Here is a 16,732-nt window from a genome sequence, read left to right as displayed (position 1 = left end):
AAACAACATTTAAAAGTTAAATCATTTTGGGGTACCACAGAAAATGCTGTTCGTATCCAGATTTACACGGCAATAATAACATATTGTTTAGTTGCAATTGCAGGTGAAGAGCTAAAATTGGAGCGTTTAACCTACGAAATTCTACAAATTTTGGGAGTGTCACTATTAGATAAAGCACCTATAAATGAGCTCTTTACAAATATAGATAACAATAATCTCAAAGATTCAGATAGTAACCAATTGAAAATCAATTTGTTTTAAGTGGACACTAGTGGTATTGAATATCTAATAGTTAAGTGGGTGTCCCGAAAAAGTGACGAAAACAAGTGTTCAAAATATTTAGGAAAGTTACTGAGAGAATTATTTGATGCTTATTTTGTATTAATAATATTTTTAATTTAGTGGACAAGATAAGCAGTATCGTAGATAAGATAAATTAAGTGTGTCTTCAAAATATATGGCACTAGTGTTTACTATTAAGCCAAGAACAACCAATGGGGAAAATCAAAGCAAAGCATTATATTTTAAAAGGGTTATTCTATAAGGTAAAGAATAATTTGAATTTAGCAACCATAAATTTGCAACGAGGTATAGAATTAGATTCAAACCAATCTGAAAGAATATACTCTTTGCTAGGAAGTTGTTATCTAAGTGTGGGTAAAAATGAACTTGCTCATTCTATTTACCAATTATTGTTGCGAAAAAAAACTGATTCAGTTATAGGGCTTTCAGGGTTGGCTATGGTAGCTCAAAGTCAAGAGAATTGGGAAGAAGCATTAAAGTATTGGGATTTGTGTTTTGCCAAGAACAAAGGTGTTCCAGAGTCTTGGTGGCTTGTAAAAAGGGCATTTGCACTACTTGAGACAGGCCGCTATGAAGAAGCTACTACGCTTTTTATTACTCTTCAAAATTCAAATCCCAATGATGAATGGGGACATATCGGCTTAGCACAGGTTGCACAGAAAACTAAAGGGATTAAGGACGAAATGCTCCAAATAGAGAAGCTTCTTGATAAATATCCCGATCAGGACAAAATAAGAATGAGATACGGTGTTTTATTGAGAAAAGCACATCGGTTTGAAGAAGCTGAAGAATGTTTTCAATATGTTAAAGCTAAAAAACCAAACGACCGTGACATACTAAGTGCATTATTTTGGACTGCTAGAACATCAAGACAATATGAGGTTGCAGTGAAAAGATCAGAGGAGTTAATCCAGAAATTCCCAGGTAATGATGAGTTTGTAAAAATGCATTTACACGCATTAATCGACACACTTGAATATGATGAAGCCCAAGCTATTTTCGACAAATACAAAACAGAAAGGTCTGATTCTGCTTACCTCATTATGCAAGCTGTCATTTTTTGGGAAAAACTAGAAATTGACAAAGCATTAGATGAGATTGAGAAGCTACGTAATAGGTATCCTAAGGACATAGGAGTAGCTTTAAGAAACATTGGTTTTCTGGGAAATCTATTTCGCTCAACAAATGATAAGTCATACCTTCATCAATCATTAAAAATTCTAGAAAATTTAGGCGTTGATGAAACCACTGACGAGCGTTTGATAGTGAGGCAAATTGAAATATCCATCCTATTGGGCAGAAACGAAGATGCATTAAAGATACTTGCCAAACTACCGCAATCCAAAGAACTAAGAATAATGGAGTTGCGAGCATGGGCCTGCCATATTCAAGGTGATGAGCAAGGAGCTAAACAAGTTTGGAAAGAGTTGCAACAATGGCATTATTTGCCACATATACAATTTCCGGGCCCAGATGTGTTAAAATTCAAGTCAAATCATTCCATAGAAATAGAAAAGGAGTCCATAATAATATATACCGCTGTTAGAAACGAACGATGGCGATTACCTTGGTTTTTGAAATACTATAGAGAGCTTGGTGTTGATTGCTTTCTCTTCGTGGACAACAACTCCACGGATGGCACTACGGAATATCTTATGCAACAAGATGATGTGTTTTTATTTTGGACTGACCAAAATTATGCGAAATCCTATTCAGGCATGCAATGGGTGAATTGGTTAGTTGAGGAATATGGTGATGATTGTTGGTGTATTTATGTTGATGTTGATGAAGCTATGATATTCCCCGATATAGAAAACCAAAGCTTAAAAGACTTAACTAATTATATGGCAAAAAAAGGTCATGAAGCTATGTATGCATTCATGTTAGATATGTATAATCCTGATTTTAAATCCGTTTCAAAAGGTAATGATTACTTTGGATTCCAAGAGGATTATCCTGTTTTTGATAATGAATACCTTTGGATAAATAGTACATACTGCCCCTATAAATACACCGCTGGTGGAGTTAGAGATAAATTAGAAATCCATGAGAACCAAACCAAAACACCAATTATTAGAGGAGGTAAAGGAATAAAATTCCTGATGAGTAGTCATAGGGTTTCCCCTGCTATTTTAACGGATGTAAGTGGGGTACTATTACATTATAAACTTGCCGGAGACTTTAAAAAAACATTTGCCAATGATCTTACTGATAATACTAGGATGCCACAATGCAAAAGGCGTCATTGGGGTTATTTAAAGTCCATGGATAACCTTAAAACTGAAAATGACAATATAAGTAAAAAGGCTGTATACTATCAATCAAGCCAACAATTGGTAAAACTCGGCCTAATTAAAACCTCTGAAGATTTTGAAAACAACACCGAAAATTGAAACACGGAATATAAAAGATAAAGTTTGGTCAGAAGATTTGACCAAAGAAAGCAAACAAACCCAAAGGAATTGGAGAAATTTTTGGGATGAAAACAGCTCAGTTCCTTCTGCATATAGATATAATATTAGCATTTGCGACGAGCCTAAATTTATTTGGTTTAGGAATGCCAAAGTGGCCACTAGAACTACCTTCTCTGCCATAAAAGAAAGTAATATTAAACTTACAGCTGACGCTCCATATAAGTGTCATTATTCACCTATGGATTATAAAGATTATTTTAAATTTGGCTTTGTGCGTAACCCATGGGATCGATTTGTTTCAGGATGGCTAAACAAGGTTATTAAAAAAAATGCTTTAAACCTGGACCCTGATCAATATGCAGAAATGAAGAATTTTGACAATTTCGTAAACTATTGTTCACAATTTGATTTAGACACTTGGAATTCACACTTTAGAAGACAAAACAAACTTATCGATTTGAATGAGGTAGACTTCATTGGACGATTTGAAAATTTTGAAGACGATTTACGCTATGTGTTTACTAAGTTGAATTTACCACTCAATAATATCTCAAAAAAGAATAGTACGAAACATAGAACTGAATATCAAAGATATTATTCTGATAAATCGAAAAGGATGATTGAAGAATTATACCAAAAAGACATTCAGGTTTTTGGATATTCTTTTTAACAGAAATACTCATTAATGTAACACAAATGCAAGAAGAATTAAAAAAAGGAATAGAACTCTTTCGAAAGAAACAATTCGAGAAAGCGGAAGCCATTTTACTACAAGTAGATCCAGATATTGAAGAAAAAATCCAAGCATATGAGTATTTAGTTAAAATAGCTCAAAAGCAAAGAAACGTTGACCTTAAAGTAAAAAGATTAGAAGAATTACTGTCCATTTCCCCAAATCATTTGGAAGCAGAACTAACTCGTGCTAAGTTGCTTTCTATGAAAGGTGATTTAATATCCTACCAAGAACGAATATCAACCATTATCAATCGTATAAAAGACCAAATCCTCCCCTCTTATTTAGCTGGTAAGAAACTCCTCATGGGTATTCAGTTTGCCTTTTCAGGGAGTGAAAAAGCTAAGCTCTTGCAACAATTACTTTCTATAATTAATGATACCATCGAGAATCATCCTATTGGAAAATCAAATTTTTGCCTACTTAAAGCTGAATTACTTCTTGCCTTAAACAATCTTAATGAATTTGTTCAGACCGCTGAAAGCATAGAAAACACAGAAGATATTTCCTCATCCTTAGCTAAACTTAAAGCTATGACTGAGAAGATTAAATCCCCCAATTACCCTGATTATAATGCCATTAAAATATTTGGAATAGGCTTAAGCAGAACTGCAACCGAATCGCTTACCAAAGCGTTAAACACACTTGGGTATCAATCTGTTCACTGGCTCAACCCACATACCCAGAAACTCATCGCAGATGAAGATTTTCTGCTATCAGACGCTTTTACAGACATCACCGTTAGTTATCAGTTTGAGAAATTATACCATCAGTTTCCAAATGCTAAATTCATTTTCACTACTCGCACAAAAGAAACTTGGGGACGCTCTATTAGAGCTCATTATCATAATAGCAGAAACATATCCTCACCAAATGAATTATCCAAAACACCCAATGCTTTACGTTTTACGGGAGAAGCCTATGCTGCCGAATTCAATTTATATGCACAATACTCTAATTGGGAGGAAGCATTTGACCATTTTAATAAACGAGTGAGGCACTTTTTCTCAGACAAACCAAAAGACAAAATCTTAACCTTTAATATTTGTGAGGGCGATGGATGGGAAACCTTATGTCCTTTCCTAGGAGTACCAATACCTCAAAAGCCTTTCCCACATTCTAACAAACGACCAACTCAATACCAAGATAAATAAGGAATTAAAGTTTAAACAAATGAATTCTAACAACCTAATCTTTCACAAGCTGAGCCTCATTAAACAAAGGCTTACGAATATACTTGTACAAGTTCTTGGCAAATCCAAAAATCAACCTGAATGGTATTATTCGAATAAAGGGAATCAACTTATAGAGGAGGGGCATTTATCAGGTGCAGAGGCATTATTTACAAAGATGATGCAAGTACACCCAGAGTCTCATGTCCCATATATCGGTTTGGCCAGAGTGGCAAAAAAGCAACAAGATTGGGATAACTGCATTAAATATTATCAAAGCTGCCTTGAAAAATTCCCAAATAAGGTAAAAGAGTTTTGGTTTCTTCATTTGGCAGAAGCAAATATTAAAAAAAGCAATTTTAAAGATGCTGAAAACCTCCTTAAAACTTGCTCCAAGAAATATCCTGAAAGCGAAGCAAGCTTTGTGGAATTGGCTATGCTATCTCAAAAAACTCAGCAATGGCAACAGGCATACGATTATTGGCAAGTTTGTTTTAAGCAATTTCCTGAGAAAGTTCGTCCCTTATGGCATCAGAAAAAACAAAGAGTCCTAATTGAATTAGGGCAAAGCAAAGAAGCTCAACAAGAAGCGCTTTCAAGAATAGAATTATTAGGAGGAGAAAAATATGTAGATATTTTTAATCAAAAACATGACAACAAGGATTCACATAACCTAAAATATCAACATATTTTAATTATTACCTATGGTCGAAGTGGTTCAACGCTTTTGCAAGGAATACTAAATACAATAGATGGTGTAATCATTCGTGGCGAAAATGAGAATATTTTCTTTGACCTCTATCAAACCTATAAAAAACTTCTTCAGCTGAAGAACAGTCATAAAACTGCTGTCCTACCAAATCAGCCATGGTTTGGAATTAGTTTTATTAATGAAAATCTATTATTATCACAGTATCAAGAGTTAGCAAAAACCATATTACTAGCAGAAAGTGCTAGTTCCTCTCAGGAGCTTTGTTTAGGATTTAAAGAAATTAGATATGATAAAGTTGGTGATGAATTTGAAACCTATTTGGATTTTTTGACCCAATTATTTCCAAAAACAGCCTTTATCTTTAATACCCGGAATCTAAAAGATGTATCCAATAGCGCATGGTGGAGAGACAAAAAACCAGAACAAGTAATTGAAGAGTTAAGTCATTTAGAAACCCAATTCAAAGCCTATTCGGATAAACATAATTATTGTTTCCAGATAGATTATAGCGATGTAATATCAAAGGGAGAAAAGCTAAAAGGATTGTTTGACTTTCTTGGAGCACCCTATAAACCAAACACAATAGACACCGTTTTATCTACTCCACACAGTTATAGTCCTGAGCAAAAACACATAAAAAAACTATTTAAAAAGTTCTGATCTGCTCATAGACTCTATCCCTGAGAAAAACTATTACTTAAACTCTAAATCCTGATCCTCCCCTAAGAAATCAGACCAAACAGAATTTTGTATTCCATTTCGAAATTCCTCATAATTGATAATCAACTTACTGATTGGTTCTTTATTTTGTTTTTCGAGCTTAGTAGACAAATCAACATGAGTATCTACATCTAGAAAATGAAGAAGGTCCTTGATTGTGTTTTTATTCAACATCAGGTTCTCATATGTTAATGCATATGAATGGTGATAACGGAAATCATATTCAATCTTTTTTTGCCTACGGGTTGTATTGTTTATCCAACTCACACATTCCTGAGCATCAAGAATACATTGTTTATCAACTACACTTTTGTTGTTGTCCTTATTACCGAACCATGATTTCGTCTTACTGGCTATTTTCATTGACACATAAGCCCTTAACAGATTAGATCGACTCAAATGAATGATTTTGAAACTTTCATCACTTTTAACCTTTTCCCAAATATTATTCTTATTCGAACTTCGAAATGAAAAAGGCATTTTAAAACCCTTTGTCTTAATCAGTACTGAATCAATCCTTTGATAATCTTGAAACAATTTATCACATTCAACCAAATTGATTCTATTAAAAAGCTCACCCTTGCAATTTATCTCAGGATGGGAACGCAATAGAGAAACCAATAAGTTTGACCCACTTCTTGGATGTGCAATAATTACAAAATTCTTTTTCTTCATATTCTTTACCACTAAACTAATTACTATGGTTCCGATTATTTACAACATCTATTTAGGATTAACCAATCAAAACTTTGATTTATGATAAAAACTCCAATTCTTGCTTTTCATCTAAAAATTCAGTCCCGGTAGAATTTAGAATCCCTTTTTTAAACTCTTCATAATTTTTAATTAAATCACTCAATGATTCTTTATTTTGTTTTTTGAATTGAGAACTTATCTTCACTGAAGGATCAACGCCCAAAAACCCTAGTACTTCACCAGTTTTATCTTTGTTCAACAATAGGTTTTCATATGTCAAGGTTAATGATTGATGATAGCGAAATTCATACTCTATCTTTTTTTGGTTTCTTAATGAATTATTTATCCACCTGAGGCAATCTTTTGTATCTAGTACACATTTTTTGTCTTCTAAATTCACATGACTGGTTTCATTACCAAACCAATATTTTGTTTTTATTGCTATTTCATTAGATACATAGGCCCTCAGCAAATTTGCTCTGCTTAAATGAATCACCTTAAAATGAGTATTACGATTAACTTCATTCCAAATGTTATTTTTACTTGAATTTCGGAAAACATAAGGCATCTTAAAACCATCAACAGTATTTGATATTGAACCATCACTCAAATATTTCTCCTGAAAATGCATATCACATTCTTCAGAGTTGAGTTTGTTAAACACCTCTCCTTCACAATGAATCTTTGGATGAGAATTGAGTAGCGACATCAATAAATGTGCGCCACATCTGGGATGTGCAATGATTACAAAATTGGATTTTCCTTTCATACCATTTCGCTTTTATTGACTTCTTATTTTAAACACCTGATATGGCTGTTTATCATTTAATTATAACACATGCATCTTATGTATTTACAAAACACATTTTCAAATTCATCTTTTTAAATATACTTTTGATTAGACAACCATAATATTCCAGATATAAGAATCTAATGTGTTTATAATATTAACTTTGTTAAAATTAAACTAATTTTACCGGATATCAAGTTATAATTTACGCATTATGTATTTGATTTAATATGAAGAAAAAATATTCCCCCAAATTCATTCTAACATTTGTTAGTATATGCTTTTTAATAGGAGTCAGCATTTTCTTCTTTGATTTTCCTTCTGACACTAAAGAACCGCCTCCTAATATACTCATTGTATTTACTGATGATGTGGGATGGGGAGACCCAGGTTGCTACAACCCTAACAGTAAAATTCCAACACCCAATATTGATCGACTCGCTGTTGAAGGGATTCGCTTTACACAGGCACATGCTCCAGTATCCTTATGTGCGCCAACACGATACTCCATGCTCACTGGAAATTACCCATGGAGGGGCCGGAATATAGGAGGAACTTGGGGATTTAACGTTCCCTCTCAATTGAAACCGGGTCAAAAAACCATAGCTCAGTTGTTAGAACCTGCTGGTTATCGAAGTGCTATGTTTGGAAAATCGGGGACTGGAGGTTATTGGGGAATAAAACCAGGAGAAACACCTGCTCCAATAGAATGGGGCTTCGATTATTCCTATTTAATTCCTAGAGGGCACCAAGCTAAACCATTCGCTTTTTTCGAAAATGGAATATGCACTTCAGACATTGTAAATGATAGTGCAGTAGATTGGGATGCTTCAAAAATAGGTGCCATCCTCTTGGAAAAAGCCAATCATTTCCTTGATGATCACATCAGCAACTACCCTGGACAGCCATTCTTTATTCATTTCTGCACAGATGGAGCCCATGAGCCTTATACTCCCTCCAAAACATTAGCAGGAAAAACACTCTTAGGTGCTACTAAAATGACTCATCATACAGATATGGTATACGAAACCGATATTCTACTTGGTGCACTTTTAGATGCCTTAGAAAAACGAAATCTTCGTAAAAATACTTTGGTTGTATATACTAGTGACAATGGAGGAATACCAAGAGAACGTTTTTTTGAACATGATGCAGTTGCAGGATTACGAGGAATGAAAGGCAATATTTATGAGGGAGGGCATCGAGTTCCATTTATAACCTCTTGGCCTGAGAAAATAGCATCAGGAAAAACGATGACTCAAACAGTAGGGATTCATGATATTGTAGCTACAGCTGTTGAACTATCAGGTCAACCCATTCCTAAAGATCAAGTTTTAGATGCTGTTTCGCTAGCTCCTATTTTGCTAGGCAGAAAAGATGATACAGAGCCTATTCGTTCTGCCCTATTGGTACAATCTACAGCACGACACGGGCCGCTATACGATGGGGAAAAAAAAGCTAATGCTCAAGTTTTTGAAAAACCAACGAAAAAAAATATAGACCCTGCTGTGAGAAATGCCTATAGAAGAAAAATTAAAACGGAGACAGCTTATGCATTATATGATGGAAATTGGAAATTAATCATGTATGAAAATGGGCAACCTGCTGAGTTATACAACCTACAAAATGATTTAGGAGAGGAACAAAACCTTATCAATAAAGTGGAATATACAAATAGAATTCAAGAAATGGCAAATGCTTTTAAGAAAATCAAGGCTTCACGCTATAGTACACCCAGATAAATATATACTTTCATCTTTGGTATAATTACTTTTGTTATACTTAATTATAATTCCTAATTTTATGTTGATCATATTAAATTGCCATATCAATTTTTAGTTTTTTAATATCATTCAAAAGGCCATCATTTTTAACAAAATAAATGAGTACATCAGACAAAACAGAACTATTTTGACAAAACAAATATACAAGGGAAAAACAAGCCTTTTTAAGGAGATTTATCTCAATAGAATAATTATTTATGAGTTAACTAGGCGGGAGTTTAAGATCATGTATTCCAATAAGCACCTTGGCTTATTATGGGCTATACTTGAGCCCATTGCTATCATGTTCATCTTAGCCTTAGTTTTTACCTATCTGCGAGGAGGAGGTAAAGATGGAGAATATCCTTTTCCCGTTTTTTTATTATCAGGGGTGACAGGTTTCAACTTTTTCAGTAATAGCTTAAATCGTGCCACACAAAGCATCAGGCAAAATAAATATATTGTTGGAAGAGGCCAGTTTTCATCTTCTCTACTCCCTTTTGTAAGCATATTTTTCAATCTACAAACACATGTTATTATTCTAGCCGTGTCTAGTTTTATATTTGCAGGATTTGGCGTTTATCCTTCTTGGTATTGGTTCCAACTTTTGTATTATTTCTTCGCAACATCAATGCTACTCCTTGGTCTAACATGGATAACCTCCTCTTTAATTTTGTTCGTGAAAGATTTACAATACATTATCAGTATCTTTACGAGAGCATTGTTTTTTCTAACTCCTATTTTTTGGGATATATCTATATTTCCTCCCAATCTCAAGCTTATACTTAAGTTAAATCCTATGTACCATATTGTAGATGGATATAGGTCATGTTTTTTATATCATGAACCTTTTTGGACTGATAAATATGCATTAATTGCTTTTTGGTCTTTTACGATTATTGTTTTAATTTTTGGCAGATGGTTTTTCAATAGATTAGAACCTCACTTTGACGATGTTATATAAAATGAAATTATGGAAAACACACCAAAGGTAATACTTGAAAACATCACTAAAAAGTACCGTCTCTACGAGAAAGGATCTTCAAGAATTAAAGATGCACTTTTTCCTCTTCGAAAAGCGAATGCTAGAGATTTTACAGCTCTAAAAGACATTAATCTAACTGCCCATAAAGGTGAAGTAATTGGTTTGGTAGGAAGAAATGGAAGTGGGAAATCCACATTATTGAAAATTATTGCAGGAATATCGGCTCCCTCTTCAGGCAAAGTTACAGTAAACGGCGACATTGTTCCATTACTGGGACTAGGTACAGGTTTCAATCAAGAACTAACAGGGGAACAAAATCTATATTATTACCTGGTCCTGTTGGGTTATAACAAACAAGAAATTAAAGAAATCATAAATGAGACCACAGAATTTGTAGAATTAGGTAGGTTTATTAAGCAACCATTAAAAACCTATTCAAAGGGAATGGGAACCCGCCTTTCCTTAGCTGTAAAAATGTTTATCGACCCAGATATTTTATTGGTTGACGAAGCACTATCAGGTGGTGATGACTATTTCAAAGCCAAAAGCATAGAAAAGATGAAAGAGTTATTCAATTCGGAACGCACCATTTTTTATGTTTCTCACTCCGCGAAAAATGTATTAGATCTTTGTAACAGAGCTATTTTACTTGAGGATGGTAAAATATGTGCAGATGGAAAACCAGAAGAAATCATGGCCCTTTATAAAAAACAAGTAGAAGACAGACGAGAAAGAAAAAGAAAAAAGATAGAGCGCAAAAAACAAAAAAACATCAGCGGCTCTAAATAGTATAAAACACATAAAAACTTATCATTAAAGATGTTGATATGACAAGTGTACAAAAGGGAAAAAATATAGTAAGTTCGGAATTTTCGGAGGATACTAATAAGCCTCTAGCTCAAAACGAGACTAATCAAGACTTACTTGAGATTATTGCGGTACAACAAATTGAGATAGACGGCATCAAGAAAAAAAGCCGATGGTTGTTCAATGAATACAACCAAATGAAAAAGTCTTTTTCTTGGAAAATTACCTCTCCTTTGCGATTTCTCTTTAAAATATTCAATCGCATATTTTTCATCATTAAAACATTTATTCGCGACATCTATCTTGGTTTTGTTATTCTAAAAGTAGATGGACTATCTGTTTTTTGGTATAGGCTTAGTTGGTATTTTCGTGGAAAACGATTAGAAGAAGATATTGAGATCCTCAAACAAAAATACGAAAAAACCATCCTTCTACAGGAAGCTGACTTAACGAAGATCATCCATGTGTCTCCATCTCAAAGCCCAATGGTTTCCATTATTATCCCAATGTACAACCATTTTGTGGAAACTTATAACTGTGTGAGCTCTATTGTAGAAAACACAAAAGCTCTGAGCTATGAAATCATCATTATTGATGACCATTCTTCAGAAAATATTGAAGTATTAGAGAAGGCTTTATCTGGAGTGAAATTCATTACTAACACAATGAATCAAGGTTTTTTAAAATCTTGTAACATTGCCGCAGAACAAGCAAAAGGAGAATACATTCACTTTTTAAACAACGATACCATTGTACACCCAGAATGGCTCAGTTCATTATTAATTGTTTTTGAAAAGTTTGAGAAAGTAGGCATTGTGGGTTCAAAATTAATCTACCCTGATGGAAAACTACAGGAAGCTGGAGGAATCATATGGAATGACGCCAGTGGTTGGAACTACGGAAAACATGATGATGCGGAAAAGTCTGAATACAATTATTTAAAAGAAGTTGACTACGTTTCAGGAGCCAGTTTGATGATAAAAAAAGTGATTTGGAATCAACTAAATGGTTTCGATGAGCAGTTTTCTCCTGCATATTATGAAGACACAGATTTGGCATACAGAGTAAGAGAACTTGGACTTCAAGTATATTATCAACCAAAATCTGAGATCACCCATTTTGAAGGTTTAAGTAATGGAAAAGAAGAACAACCTGGCCCTATAAAGAAATTCCAATATGTAAACCGCCATAAGTTCTTGAAAAAATGGCATCGAGCATTACAGGCTCAAGGAGCCGTGATTGGAGAAAATGCATTTCACCGACGTGACAGGTCGATTCAGAAAAGTCATATCCTTGTGATTGATCATCAAGTGCCCCGATTCGATCAAGATGCAGGTTCTCGTAGCACCTATAGCTATCTGAAATTGTTTGTAGAAATGGGTTATAGCGTGAAGTTTTTCGGACAAGAATTATATCGAGCTCAACCCTATACTGATGCACTACAATGCCTGGGTATAGAGGTTCTCTACGGAGATTATTACCAGAAAAACATAACCAACTGGTTAAAAGAAAATGGCAAATATTTTGACTTTGTATTTATTCATCGCTATCAAGTTGCCCAAAAGTTTTTAAAGATTATAAAGAAACACAGCTCTGCAAAAGTGGCTTATGTTGGTCATGATTTGCAGTTCATCAGCAGTTTGAAAAAGTATAATTTAACAAAAGAGAAGAAGTATAAAAAGGAAAGTAAAGCATTTAAGAAAATTGAAAGTAAAATTTTCAAAACTGTTGATATTATCCTTCCTTTCTCCACCTACGAAGCTCCTCTTATAAGCGAACTGGTTCCAGAGAAAATAGTTTGTACACTACCTGTATTTTTCTACCAAGACCTCCCCCAAATAGATTTCAACTTTAACAATCGACATGATATCTTATTCGTAGCTTTCTTTGGGCATCCGCCAAATGTTGACGCCGCCTTATGGTTTTGTAATGAAGTTTTCCCCATAATTAGAAAACAAATACCCAATATTAAACTCAATATAGTGGGCTCAAACCCTACTGAAGAAATTAAAAACTTGGCTTGTGAGGAAATAAATGTAACAGGTTATGTTACTGATGAAAAACTTAAAGAATATTACTTGAAAAGTAAAGTTGCTATTTCTCCGCTAAGGTTTGGGGCTGGTGTAAAAGGTAAACTTCTGGAATCCCTATATTACCAAATACCAACTGTAATTACTTCAGTTGCAGCTGAAGGTGTTCATGAAATTGATAAGTTTGCCATGATTATCAATGATGCTGAATCCTATGCCCATAAAACAATAGAAATCTATACAAACAAAGATACTTGGGAGAAGTATGCTGCAAATAGCAAGGAGCTTATAAAAAAACATTATTCTACTGGAGCTGCAAGGAAAGCAATACAGGAATTACTTGAGACTAAATTTGACTCCTCTAATAAAGGCAGTTTATTTGAAGTATCTTCTTCAACAGGATTCTAAAATTAATAATTATGGTTTATAATAATGAGGTGCTTTTTATACATTTAGGAAAAACTGGTGGAATGTCAGTTACAAACTACTTGTGTAATGTATTAAAACCACCTGTTATTCATGTTATTTCTGAAGAGGTAACTGAAAGCACTAAGCAAGCAGGTTACGAGATTCATCACTCTTGGAAACGTCATGCTAACTTGGTGGAGGCTTCGTCATATTTTAAAAAAATTGGAATAAAATTATCAGATTTTAAACTGATTATATGTGTGGTAAGAAACCCTATTGACCTGGATTTTTCATATTACAAACACCTGAGAACCAAACGATATAGAGAGGCCCTCTTTGCTAATGACAATAATCTCTTATTGTACAAAGTATCAAAAGCAGATTATAAAACCTTTGCATTACACCATTTTACTCATTACCATGGAAAACTAAAAGATTTTTTTGAAATTGACGGAATAATTCCAGACAATTTGAGAGTTGTAAAGTTTGAAAACCTAGTAAATGTTATTCCCGAATTAGTCAAACCCTTTTCCGTTAAAGAATTTCCATTTCCACATAGCAATAAAAGTACTGAAGAAAAAAAACAAAAAACTGAACTGAATGCCGCAGAGTTTAATAGTATCTATAAAAAATACGATTATTTATTTGATAAATTTTATTCGTCTGATGCTCCAAAAAACATAGTGAAGCAATCGAATGCTCCGGAAACGCATGATAAAATAATTTTAATCGTTGCAGGTAATGACAAATCTGGCGTAGCCAAAGTAAACACAGTAATTGATTCACATTCAAAGATTATCTTAAAGAGGAACCGATACGATAAACTTATGAGTGCAGAACCCTTTGGTTTAAAACCCGAGCATTTTACTAAAAACAGGTTTCTAAAGATACAAAAAGGAAACGCAAATGATGCCGATTCTGGTCAACTCAAAAAAGCCAATAAAGCCTTGACTAAATGGGACCAAGCAGAGCTCATTGGAATTAGCATTGAACATTCCAGAGAGGCCTTCAACTATTTAAAAACAAACTTCAATAACTTTCAGTATCTATTTATATTTAGAAATATCATTTCAGTAGTAAAAATCATTAAAACAAATCTCCTTTCCCAAGATAAAACCTGGAATCGTGATGTATTAGCAAAGGCTGTAAATGTTTGGAATCAGAGTATAAAATCAGGCCTAGAAATATCACAAGGCGAAGAAAATTTTATTTGTATTAATTTCGATAATTTCATTGATAGCAATCAATCAATTACACCAATACTCAACCCATTGAATTTATCACTTGAAAGAGATGTTCTAAGGATTTTAAATAAAACTCGGTTTGTTGTCAAAGAAAAAACAGCAAAATTAACACCTCTTACGGCTGAAGAAACAGAATATATTAACACCAATGCCTTATATCATATCTTTGAAATATTAAACCAAAAGCACAATGTATTAAGTTCTAAGGAAGAAAGAACAGGCAAACTAAGCCTAAGTCTTCACATTGGAACAGAAAAAACAGGCTCTACTTCAATTCAAGAATTTCTACAAGTCAACCGTAAAAAGCTGAAGAAACAAGGGATTGCATTTCTACAATCAATAGGTGATAGAAATCATAAACAACTGGCCATGGCCCATGTGTCTGAACACAAGCCTATAGAGTCAGTTGAAAACTTCAACACTAAGTTTTCCCAAGAACGAAGAGCTTGGAAAAAGAAGCTATTGGAGGACTTTAAAAAAGAAGTTACCCACTTAGATAAAGGCATTAAAAAAGTAATCATATCATCGGAGCACTTCTCTAGTCTATTAGAAAGCATCGAAGAAATTGAAAGCCTATACAACCTGTTTTCAGACTACTTTTCATCTATTTATATAAATGTTTACTTAAGAAGGCAGGATTTCATTGCGGTGAGCCGAAGGAGTACAGCCTATCTCTCTGGATATCCTTCCCGGAAAAGCGATTTTGAAGAGTTGGAGCCAATACCTTTTTACAATTATTATAATTTGCTTAATATTTGGGAAAAAGCAATGCCCAAGGCTTTGATTATTCCAAGAGTTTTTGACAAGTCTGAATTCATAGATAACAATCTGATTTCAGATTTTGCAATGACATCAGGAATCAATTTGAGTTCTGATTTTAAACTGCCCAAAATTCTAAATGTATCCCTATCAAAATCAGCAATGGATGCAGCTTTGTTTTTTGATTTTATAGTAGAGCAGGGTGTTATTGATATAAAAGATGAAGGAATAGAAGCATTCAGATTAAGGATGCTAGAAAAAATAAATTGCAAATTTCCTGGATCAGGAAAAAAACCGAGCCAAGTCGTAGCCAGAGATTTTTTGTTGCATTATAAAGACATAAATAATAAGACTGCCAAAAAATGGTTTTCTAAAAACAAATTGTTTTCAATGGATTTTTCAATGTACCCAGAGGAACCAGATAATTCTACTGTAAACATTGAGGTAGTTCAGGATGTGATTTTAATGCTTACGGAAGAAACTAAATTTGCCTCCAATATTAGAAAAAAAATGATGCCAGTTTTAACAAAAGTTGGTAGGTTTTCTTTGATTAATAGGTTTATAGAGAAAGATGATAGTGGTTAAAACTAATAATATGACGAATTTGTTTGATAACCTTTTAGAAATTTCATTAAAGCAAAGAGCACAAAAAGTGCTCGTTTATCTGTTAAAGCCAAAAGCCGACAATTCTTTGGTTTCTTGGACTAATTTAATTCTTCTATGGGTGAATAAGAATATGCTAAACCTATGTAATGGAAAGATGGCCAAAGAAATGATTGCCGAAAATCCTGAACTAGCCAAAAACCATTGGATGCAATGTATGTAGTTCTATACCAAAACCCATTATATGAATCCCAAGAAAGGTGTTTATCCTGTTGGTAAAATTGTAGAGCAGGAGGAGTTGTTTAAACTGGGTTGGCATTAGTTTAGTGGCGAATGTGAAATAAGGATATAAGACCGTTGCATAACACCATAATTCTTTCAATGACCCTAATTTTTCATTTTTTTATCGATTTATTGCATTTCAAAGCGTTAAACACCTTGGGTTTTTGAACATTTTCCCCTTAAATTTTACTATTAGACGCAACTATCCCAGGACTCCGATATAAATTGTAACAAAGTGCCTCCATTAGATTTTGAGTGTGCATTTTTTCCATTCCTCTGTATTTAGCAGTGCCTCCTAAAAACCAAATTTT

The 16,732-nt window shown here is 33.8% G+C and carries 12 protein-coding genes and 1 pseudogene; 11 read left to right on the top strand and 2 right to left on the bottom strand.

From position 1 onward, the window contains the following. The 5 genes and pseudogenes from HNS40_RS20010 to HNS40_RS19990 all read left to right on the top strand — a co-directional run. Nucleotides 1–261 (top strand): annotated as a pseudogene (locus HNS40_RS20010) (IS4 family transposase); the annotation flags it as partial. Between the two features lie 233 nt (nucleotides 262–494). Next, the gene (locus tag HNS40_RS20005) at nucleotides 495–2,696 is read left to right on the top strand and encodes a glycosyltransferase family 2 protein (RefSeq protein ID WP_172284260.1); all 2,202 of its coding nucleotides are present in this window, start codon (nucleotides 495–497) and stop codon (nucleotides 2,694–2,696) included. Beyond that, nucleotides 2,674–3,387: a sulfotransferase family protein gene (locus HNS40_RS20000; RefSeq protein ID WP_172284258.1), complete on the top strand. Its 714-nt coding sequence runs from the start codon at nucleotides 2,674–2,676 to the stop codon at nucleotides 3,385–3,387. The genes HNS40_RS20005 and HNS40_RS20000 overlap by 23 nt, the downstream gene beginning before the upstream one ends. Before the next feature lie 26 nt (nucleotides 3,388–3,413). Then, complete coding sequence (locus tag HNS40_RS19995; protein ID WP_172284256.1) at nucleotides 3,414–4,604, top strand: sulfotransferase family protein; 1,191 nt, start codon at nucleotides 3,414–3,416, stop codon at nucleotides 4,602–4,604. A 19-nt stretch (nucleotides 4,605–4,623) separates the two neighbouring features. Next, on the top strand, nucleotides 4,624–5,994 hold the full coding sequence (locus tag HNS40_RS19990) for a lipopolysaccharide assembly protein LapB (RefSeq protein ID WP_172284254.1): 1,371 nt from the start codon (nucleotides 4,624–4,626) through the stop codon (nucleotides 5,992–5,994). A gap of 33 nt (nucleotides 5,995–6,027) precedes the next feature. Here the strand turns inward: HNS40_RS19990 and HNS40_RS19985 are convergent, their stop codons facing one another. Next, a complete protein-coding gene (locus HNS40_RS19985) occupies nucleotides 6,028–6,729 on the bottom strand; it encodes a sulfotransferase (protein ID WP_172284251.1) in 702 nt (233 codons plus the stop codon). 79 nt (nucleotides 6,730–6,808) lie between these two features. Continuing rightward, the gene (locus HNS40_RS19980) at nucleotides 6,809–7,381 is read right to left on the bottom strand and encodes a hypothetical protein (RefSeq protein ID WP_172284249.1); all 573 of its coding nucleotides are present in this window, start codon (nucleotides 7,379–7,381) and stop codon (nucleotides 6,809–6,811) included. A 389-nt stretch (nucleotides 7,382–7,770) separates the two neighbouring features. On the opposite strand from HNS40_RS19980, the gene HNS40_RS19975 reads away from it, so the two are divergent. The 6 genes from HNS40_RS19975 (at nucleotide 7,771) to HNS40_RS19950 (ending at nucleotide 16,362) form a co-directional block, all read left to right on the top strand. Further along, the gene (locus HNS40_RS19975; RefSeq protein WP_172284247.1) at nucleotides 7,771–9,282 is read left to right on the top strand and encodes an arylsulfatase; all 1,512 of its coding nucleotides are present in this window, start codon (nucleotides 7,771–7,773) and stop codon (nucleotides 9,280–9,282) included. 169 nt (nucleotides 9,283–9,451) lie between these two features. Beyond that, a complete protein-coding gene (locus tag HNS40_RS19970; RefSeq protein ID WP_172284244.1) occupies nucleotides 9,452–10,267 on the top strand; it encodes an ABC transporter permease in 816 nt (271 codons plus the stop codon). A gap of 9 nt (nucleotides 10,268–10,276) precedes the next feature. Beyond that, nucleotides 10,277–11,077, top strand: coding sequence for an ABC transporter ATP-binding protein (locus HNS40_RS19965; protein ID WP_172284241.1), 801 nt, complete (start codon nucleotides 10,277–10,279; stop codon nucleotides 11,075–11,077). Nucleotides 11,078–11,115: 38 nt separating this feature from the next. After that, on the top strand, nucleotides 11,116–13,533 hold the full coding sequence (locus HNS40_RS19960; protein ID WP_172284238.1) for a glycosyltransferase: 2,418 nt from the start codon (nucleotides 11,116–11,118) through the stop codon (nucleotides 13,531–13,533). Between the two features lie 11 nt (nucleotides 13,534–13,544). Further along, complete coding sequence (locus HNS40_RS19955) at nucleotides 13,545–16,121, top strand: hypothetical protein (protein WP_172284236.1); 2,577 nt, start codon at nucleotides 13,545–13,547, stop codon at nucleotides 16,119–16,121. A gap of 10 nt (nucleotides 16,122–16,131) precedes the next feature. Beyond that, nucleotides 16,132–16,362, top strand: coding sequence for a hypothetical protein (locus tag HNS40_RS19950; protein WP_172284234.1), 231 nt, complete (start codon nucleotides 16,132–16,134; stop codon nucleotides 16,360–16,362). Nucleotides 16,363–16,732 lie beyond the last annotated feature (370 nt).

The organism is Lentimicrobium sp. S6, assembly GCF_013166635.1.
Lineage (GTDB): Bacteria > Bacteroidota > Bacteroidia > Bacteroidales > UBA12170 > UBA12170.
This window is presented reverse-complemented; position numbering and strand designations above follow the sequence as displayed.

What these genes read in the sequence shown, in the direction of transcription:
- HNS40_RS20005 (WP_172284260.1), top strand. Translation starts at nt 495, where the DNA reads ATGGGGAAAATCAAAGCAAAGCATTATATTTTAAAAGGGTTATTCTAT.
- HNS40_RS19955 (WP_172284236.1), top strand. Translation starts at nt 13,545, where the DNA reads ATGGTTTATAATAATGAGGTGCTTTTTATACATTTAGGAAAAACTGGT.
- HNS40_RS19960 (WP_172284238.1), top strand. Translation starts at nt 11,116, where the DNA reads ATGACAAGTGTACAAAAGGGAAAAAATATAGTAAGTTCGGAATTTTCG.
- HNS40_RS19950 (WP_172284234.1), top strand. Translation starts at nt 16,132, where the DNA reads ATGACGAATTTGTTTGATAACCTTTTAGAAATTTCATTAAAGCAAAGA.
- HNS40_RS19995 (WP_172284256.1), top strand. Translation starts at nt 3,414, where the DNA reads ATGCAAGAAGAATTAAAAAAAGGAATAGAACTCTTTCGAAAGAAACAA.
- HNS40_RS19965 (WP_172284241.1), top strand. Translation starts at nt 10,277, where the DNA reads ATGGAAAACACACCAAAGGTAATACTTGAAAACATCACTAAAAAGTAC.
- HNS40_RS19975 (WP_172284247.1), top strand. Translation starts at nt 7,771, where the DNA reads ATGAAGAAAAAATATTCCCCCAAATTCATTCTAACATTTGTTAGTATA.
- HNS40_RS19990 (WP_172284254.1), top strand. Translation starts at nt 4,624, where the DNA reads ATGAATTCTAACAACCTAATCTTTCACAAGCTGAGCCTCATTAAACAA.
- HNS40_RS19985 (WP_172284251.1), bottom strand. Translation starts at nt 6,729, where the DNA reads ATGAAGAAAAAGAATTTTGTAATTATTGCACATCCAAGAAGTGGGTCA.
- HNS40_RS19980 (WP_172284249.1), bottom strand. Translation starts at nt 7,381, where the DNA reads ATGCATTTTCAGGAGAAATATTTGAGTGATGGTTCAATATCAAATACT.